The organism is Chelativorans intermedius (assembly GCF_025398255.1).
Taxonomy (GTDB): Bacteria; Pseudomonadota; Alphaproteobacteria; order Rhizobiales; family Rhizobiaceae; genus Chelativorans; species Chelativorans intermedius.
Map to the genome: position 1 here is coordinate 1 of NZ_JAODNW010000051.1, position 6832 is coordinate 6832.

Sequence of the window (6832 nt, forward strand, 5' to 3'; positions counted from 1 at the left end):
CGTGTCCGATCACGGTACGCTTGGCCATGGAAGGTGTTGCGGGAGTGAAATCGGTCAAGGTAGATTTCGAGGCCAAGACGGCGACGGTTGTCTACGACCCGTCGACCGCTACGGTCGCGGCTATTGCCGCTGCTTCCACCGATGCTGGCTATCCTGCCAAGGCGATCGGGAGTTAGACCCATGCATGACCGGTCCATACCTGGCTTCGGACTGGTTGGCGCTCTGATGTAGCATTGTGCTGGTTGGCGCTGCTCCTGCCGGCGCTGTAGGCGTGATCGGCGTGGGCGCACTCACAACAGCGGTCCACGGTCTATTGCCTGTTCTCATCATGATTGTTGCTGCAGCGGGTTACCTGCTGTGGCGACATCGGCCACGCGTCGATAACAGAAATCAGTAGGAGATTTTCATGTCCGACTGCTGCAAGTCAAAAAATAATTGCCGCTATGATCTGGCGGTGATCGGTGCCGGTTCCGCGGGGTTCTCGGCCGCAATCACGGCCGCTGAGCTGGGCGCGCAGGTCGCGCTCATTGGCCACGGCACGATCGGCGGCACTTGCGTCAATGTTGGCTGCGTGCCGTCGAAGACGATGATCCGCGCCGCCGAGGCGCTGCACGGTGCGCGCGCCGCGCATCGTTTTCCCGGCCTTGCCGGCGAGGCCAATGTGATTGACTGGGCAGGTCTCATCGCGGCCAAGGATGATCTGGTCACAACCCTGCGGCAGAAGAAATATATCGACCTGCTGCCCGAATATAACGGGATTGTCTATCTTGAGGGTCCTGCGCGCCTGAACGGACAGGGCGTATTCGTGAATGGCGCCGCGATCCCGGCCGGCAGGATCATCATCGCGACCGGTTCTTCGCCGGCCTTGCCCGATATTCCCGGCGTTGCGGAGGTTCCCTACCTCACCAGCACGACCGCGCTCGAATTAACCGACTTGCCGCGTTCGCTGCTAGTGATCGGCGGCGGCTATATCGGCTGCGAGCTCGCGCAGATGTTTGCCCGCGCGGGGGTGGAAGTGACACTCGTTACCCGTCGCCGCCTGCTGCCGGAGGCAGAGCCGGAGGTTTCTAAGGCCCTGACCGGCTATCTTCGTGACGAGGGCATCACCGTCCGCACCGATCTTGCCTATCGCAGGATCGCGCGGACCGATCGAGGTGTCGAGCTGACGATTGCCATCGGCGGGGCGGAGGAAGTGATCCCCGCCGAGGAGGTTCTTCTGACCACGGGGCGATCTCCAAACACCGATGCTCTCGGGCTAGCCGACGCGGGCGTGCGGCTGTCCGGCAATGGCGGCATCGTCGTCGACGAGCGGATGCGCACCTCAAGGCCTGGCGTCTACGCGGCGGGCGACGTGACCGGCCGTGACCAGTTCGTCTACATGGCGGCCTACGGCGCCAAGCTCGCGGCGAAAAACGCGCTGAACGGCGACAGCCTCGTCTATGATAACGCGGCCATGCCGTGGGTGACGTTCACTGATCCGCAGGTGACCGGTGTCGGCTTGACCGAGCGGGCGGCTCAGGCCACAGGCTTTACGACCAAGACCTCGATCGTCCCGCTCGACCAGGTACCGCGGGCGCTGGCTGCCCGCGACACGCGTGGGCTCATCAAACTGGTTGCCAATGCCGGGACCGACAGGTTGCTTGGCGGCCAGATCCTTGCGCCCGAGGGCGCAGACAGCATCCAGACGGTGGTGCTGGCCATCAAGCACGGCATGACGACCCGGGAACTGGGCGAGACGATCTTTCCCTATCTCACCACGGTCGAAGGGCTGAAGCTTGCCGCGCAGGGCTTCGGCAAGGACGTGGCGAAGCTCTCCTGCTGCGCCGGATAGGAAGGAATAATGGAACGCCGTCACGCATCCCCTCCACGACTAGCTTGAAAAGGCCTTCGTCAGAACCGGCGGCACTCTTCGTGAAAAGGGCTGTGAATGCAACCGCTGCCACTCCACATAAGGCCAGGCAGTCGAGGAGCCCAAAACAAACCTGAAACTGTATCGTCTGGAAGAGTGTGAATGCGGTCTAACAGCCGCAACCGATCGAAAGAGGAAAACATGGGCAATACCGGAAGGTTCAATCTGATTGTGATCGGAGGTGGTACGGGTGGAAACGGTGTCGCTCGGATGGCCGCCAACGCTGGCTGGACGGTTGCCAGCATCGACAGCCTGCCCTTCGGCGGCACTTGTGCGTTGCGGGGCTGCGATCCCAAAAAGATGCTGATCGCCGTGACCGAGGGGGTCGAATGGGCCCGCAACCTCGACGGCAAGGGGCTGGTGGCACAGACCTCCGTCAACTGGCCGGACATGATCGCCTTCAAGCGCACGTTTACCGATGCGATGCCCCACCGCATCGAAGGCGGACTGGAGAAAGCCGGTATTACAGTGTTGCACGGCGAGGCACGCTTCACCGGGCGTGACAAGATCGAGGTCAGTGGCGAAGTCCTATCGGCACGACACTTTCATATCGCCACCGGCGCCCGGCCAATGACGCTGAACATCCCCGGCGAGGAATTGCTGGCGACCAGTACCGATTTCCTCGCGTTGCCGGAACGGCCCGACAGGGTGGTGTTCGTTGGCGGCGGATTCATCGCGATGGAATTCGCCCATATCGCCAAGCGTGCGGGGGCGCGCGAAGTGACGGTTCTGGAAATGATGGAGCGGCCGCTGGGGAATTTTGATCCGGACCTTGTCGCGATCTTGTCCGAAGCCACGGCCGATCTCGGCGTCGATCTGCGGACTGAGGCCAAGGTTCTCAAGATCGAGAAGAATGGCACAGGTTTTACAGTCGCTTACGAGACGCCGACAGGCGTTGAGACCGTCGACTGCGATCTAGTGGTTCACGCAACCGGTCGCGTCCCCAATATCGACCATCTCAACCTCGAAGCCGCAGGCGTTGAGTATAGCCGCATGGGCATCAAGGTCAGCCCCTTCATGCGCACCACCAACCCCGCAATCTTCGCCGCCGGCGATTGTGCGGACAGTGGCCCGATGCTGACCCCCGTCTCAGCCAACGAAGGCCGGATCGCGGCTAAGAACCTGCTCGCCGGCAAGGACGAGCGGGAGGTGAATTATCCACCGATCCCGAGCGTCGTCTTCACACTGCCGCAACTGGCCTCAGTCGGACTTTCAGAAGCTGCAGCACGCGAGGAGGGATTGGATTTCGACACCCATTTCGACAAAACCGCAGGCTGGTATTCATCGCTGCGCGTCGGCGCCAAGCACACCGCCCACAAGGTTCTGGTCGAAAAGGGGACCGGAAAGATCCTGGGTGCCCACCTGATCGGCCCCGGCGCCGAGGAGCAGATCAACCTCTTCGCGATGGCGATGGCCGCAGGCCTGACCGCGAACCAGATAAAGGGCCTCATCTTCGCCTATCCGAGCTTTGCATCCGACATCAGTTCGATGATTTAGGAAGAACGGGCACATGTTTCCTGAAACTGTCGATGCGAACGTCGAGCTGATTGGCTACGACTACGACTCCGCGCGTTGCAAGCGATCACGCAAGATCACGTCTTCAACGACCAGGAGGAAAGCCGGTTCAAACCGGAGGAACGAGAGGCCGCACAGATGCCGGGATCCGAGAAATTCGCTTGTGTGGGCAGTGACGGTTCGACCCCGACGTGATACTCAGCAGAATGCTAGAGGTGGCCGGTTCTCTGGTAGGTTTGCTCAGCATGCGCAGCCGGTCGAAGCGCAACAGATTCGTGACAATCCAGCGCCGTGAGGATGCACGGATGCAGTCAGCAAGGAGATTCCAGACCGTGTACGTGCCGACCTTGGGAAGGTTTCGATTACGCCGTTGGGCACCGTAGCGGTCAAGATGATATCTGGCAAAGTCATCGGGACCAATGCCGATCAAAGACCGGGCTTCTCCGGCGGCACATACCGTTGAAACATCTCGTCATGGGATGATCGCGTATTCCTGAAAGTAGATTCGGCCGCCGACTGACGGATGCGGACGAGCGTGACTATTCACCCTCTCACAGTGACAATGATCAGCGGGAGCCATGGCGAAGCCAGTGTTGCGCTCGCTGCTCAGACGCCGACAAACCGATCGATCATGAAGGAGAGGCGGCCCTGAACCGCCCTTCGCGTGTTCATCCGGCCGAGCGCCCCTATTCGCGATTACCCAGGAACTGCAACAGGAACATGAACAGATTTATGAAGTCCAGATAGAGCCTGAGGGCGCCCATGATCGCTTTGCGGCCCGCCACCAGCGTATCGTCGCCTTCCCAGTACATCTCCTTGATTTGCTGCGTATCGTAGGCTGTCAGGCCTGCAAAGATCAGAACGCCGATTGCGGAGATGGCGAACTGCAGCGCCGAAGACGCCAGGAAAACGTTGACGATCATCGCCAGAATGAGGCCGATCAGGCCCATGAACAGAAACGAGCCCATGCCGCTCAGGTCGCGTTTCGTCGAATAGCCCCAGAGCGATAGCGCGCCGAACGAGGCGGCCGTGATGAAGAACACGCGCACGATACTCTCGCCAGTGTAGACGAGAAAGATCGAAGCGAGAGACAGGCCCATGACCGCAGCGAAAGCCCAAAAGGTCGTCTGCGCTGCCGAGACCGTCATCTTTTGAATGCGGGCGCTCAAGAAGAATACGAACCCGAGCGGCGCAAGCATGACCACCCACCGCAATGGACTGGCGAAGATGAGCTGTCCGAACCCGGTGAGCTGCCCGCCGGAAACGGCCATCTGAGCGGTCGCGAATGCGGCCACGCCGGTGATTGCGAGGCCCAGCGCCATCAGGTTGTACACCCTGATCATATACGCGCGCAGGCCCTCGTCGATTGCCGCTTCGGCGCGAGCCCTCGCCGGTGCGGGGGTCGCTTGGATATTGCGAAGGTCAGCCATAGTTTCCCCTACTGCTGCTGTCCCGTCCGGTGTAGGGCGCAAGAGAGTTTCACGCGCCTGCGGGCCACTGGCGCAACGTCCAGCATGCCTATATACTGAAATAGGATGAAATTGCACGATGGACAAGGCCGACGGTCGGACTGTCGATCCGCCTTCGCGGTCAACACATCGCTGACTGACACGATCAGCTCTTCCCTGTTCGACAGTTGCGCCCCATACGCATGCCCGTGGTCTCGCTAAGCCGCCACCTAAGATTGCAGTACCCAAGGGAGCTCCTGGTAACTCGCAGGGGCCCGAGCTTTGGCTATGATGTTGGTGCGCAGTAGATCTGGAGACCCACGGCCCTCCTGGCGCAAGATCCGCATGTCTCTGCATTGCGTTGGTCGGAAATTTCGGTATCGTCCCGTGAGTAACACTGGCCTTCAATTGGGCAGCGCTATGCCTTTTATCCAAACCCTGACCGGAAAGAACGCTGGTGAAAAGGCAGTGGAGATGTTCACGCGAGCCATACGTGAATTCGGCTATCTCCCAAATATGGTGAAGGTCTTCAGCCACCGTCCGGAAGTCATGGACGCGTGGGACGGTTTGCTTGACAGCATAAAGAGCAACATGGATGTGCGGCGCTATGAACTCGTCACAATTGCCGCCGCGAAACAGCTGCGGAGTTCGTATTGCATGCTGGCGCACGGTTCTTTTCTGCTGCGCGACCATTTCACCGCACAAGAACTCCAAGCCGTAGTTGAAGACGCTGAGGAGCCTTCCCTTGACGCGACCGATCGGGCCGTGATGCAGTTTGCGACCAAGGTCGTGCGCGACGCTACATCGATCAGCGCGGATGATATAGAAGGCCTGCGAAGCCATGGCTTATCTGACCAGGAGATTTTCGATGTCGCGTCCGCTGCCGCTGCGAGGTGCTTCTTTAGCAAACTGCTGGATGCCATGGGCGCGCAGCCAGATAGCGCATACAACGAAATTGAGCCTGGACTGAGAAAGTCCCTCTTGGTTGGACGCCAGATCGCAAACGATGGGAGCGCAGATCAGGAAGCTGCGCAGAGTGAGCCACGGTAACGGCGGGATCAGGTTAGTGCCGCTGAAACTTGTTGCGTCGGACAATTCTCTTTATTCGGATACGTGTGAACGAAGCCCACCCGAGGTGGTCGTCGGAGTGGTTGACCAGATATTGCCTTTTTTCCAAATCGAGGTTTCAACATGAGCGTTGAGTGCCCGGTCGTTAAAGCTTTTTTCGACAAGCGAACCTTCTCAGTCCAGTATGTCGTAGCTGACCCCACCACAAAGAAGTGCGCGATTATCGATCCAGTACTTGATTTTGACGAAAAGTCGGGCGCGACCACAACGAAGAATGCGGACGCCATACTCGAATATGTTCGCGAACAAGGCGTCGACGTCGAATGGATCCTCGACACCCATCCGCATGCCGACCATTTTTCGGCCGCATCCTATCTGAAGGAAAAGACCGGCGCGCCCACGGCGATTGGGGAAAAGGTCGTGCAGGTACAGGAAATGTGGAAGCGCATCTATCATTGGCCCGACTTCCCTGCGGACGCTTCACAATGGGACAAGCTGTTCGCCGAGGGCGAGACATTCTCCGTCGGCTCCATCCCCGCCAGGATCCTCTTCTCGCCCGGCCATACGCTTGCCTCGATTACCTACGTCATCGGCGATGCGGCATTCGTGCACGACACACTCTTTATGCCTGACAGCGGCACAGCGCGCTCTGATTTCCCCGGCGGCAGCGCCGTACGTCTGTGGGAGTCAATCCAGGAGATTCTGGCCCTCCCGGAAGAAACGCGCATCTTCACCGGCCATGACTACCAGCCCGACGGGCGCGAGCCCAGATGGGAATCGAATGTCGCCGAGCAGAAGGCGAAGAACATTCATATTGACCTGCCCCTTTTTTCAGGGCCACTCGTAAGTCGAGCCTGTTCTCCTTTTGTGTGCCATCATTCGGCGGCGTGAG

Annotated in this window: 6 protein-coding genes; 5 read left to right on the forward strand and 1 reads right to left on the reverse strand. The window is 59.7% G+C overall.

The features are described from left to right. The first annotated feature begins 8 nt into the window (after positions 1 to 8). The 3 genes from NYR58_RS19810 (at position 9) to NYR58_RS19820 (ending at position 3406) form a co-directional block, all read left to right on the forward strand. Positions 9 to 176 carry a heavy-metal-associated domain-containing protein gene (locus NYR58_RS19810; protein WP_261522871.1) on the forward strand — a complete coding sequence of 56 codons (168 nt, stop codon included), beginning with the start codon at positions 9 to 11 and terminating at the stop codon, positions 174 to 176. Between the two features lie 230 nt (positions 177 to 406). Then, on the forward strand, positions 407 to 1831 hold the full coding sequence (gene merA / locus NYR58_RS19815; RefSeq protein ID WP_315903356.1) for a mercury(II) reductase: 1425 nt from the start codon (positions 407 to 409) through the stop codon (positions 1829 to 1831). A gap of 219 nt (positions 1832 to 2050) precedes the next feature. Beyond that, positions 2051 to 3406, forward strand: coding sequence for a dihydrolipoyl dehydrogenase family protein (locus NYR58_RS19820; RefSeq protein WP_261522868.1), 1356 nt, complete (start codon positions 2051 to 2053; stop codon positions 3404 to 3406). A gap of 704 nt (positions 3407 to 4110) precedes the next feature. On the opposite strand, the gene NYR58_RS19825 is transcribed toward NYR58_RS19820, so the two are convergent. Next, a complete protein-coding gene (locus tag NYR58_RS19825; RefSeq protein ID WP_261522869.1) occupies positions 4111 to 4854 on the reverse strand; it encodes a Bax inhibitor-1/YccA family protein in 744 nt (247 codons plus the stop codon). A 438-nt stretch (positions 4855 to 5292) separates the two neighbouring features. Between NYR58_RS19825 and NYR58_RS19830 the strand changes: the two genes are divergently transcribed. Beyond that, positions 5293 to 5922: a carboxymuconolactone decarboxylase family protein gene (locus tag NYR58_RS19830; protein ID WP_371924381.1), complete on the forward strand. Its 630-nt coding sequence runs from the start codon at positions 5293 to 5295 to the stop codon at positions 5920 to 5922. Between the two features lie 141 nt (positions 5923 to 6063). Beyond that, positions 6064 to 6831: an MBL fold metallo-hydrolase gene (locus NYR58_RS19835; RefSeq protein ID WP_261522870.1), complete on the forward strand. Its 768-nt coding sequence runs from the start codon at positions 6064 to 6066 to the stop codon at positions 6829 to 6831. The last annotated feature ends 1 nt before the right edge of the window (position 6832 follow it).

Excerpts from the sequence above, each read along its gene's own strand:
- merA (WP_315903356.1), top strand. The coding sequence starts at position 407 with ATGTCCGACTGCTGCAAGTCAAAAAATAATTGCCGCTATGATCTGGCG.
- NYR58_RS19820 (WP_261522868.1), top strand. The coding sequence starts at position 2,051 with ATGGGCAATACCGGAAGGTTCAATCTGATTGTGATCGGAGGTGGTACG.
- NYR58_RS19825 (WP_261522869.1), bottom strand. The coding sequence starts at position 4,854 with ATGGCTGACCTTCGCAATATCCAAGCGACCCCCGCACCGGCGAGGGCT.
- NYR58_RS19830 (WP_371924381.1), top strand. The coding sequence starts at position 5,293 with ATGCCTTTTATCCAAACCCTGACCGGAAAGAACGCTGGTGAAAAGGCA.
- NYR58_RS19835 (WP_261522870.1), top strand. The coding sequence starts at position 6,064 with ATGAGCGTTGAGTGCCCGGTCGTTAAAGCTTTTTTCGACAAGCGAACC.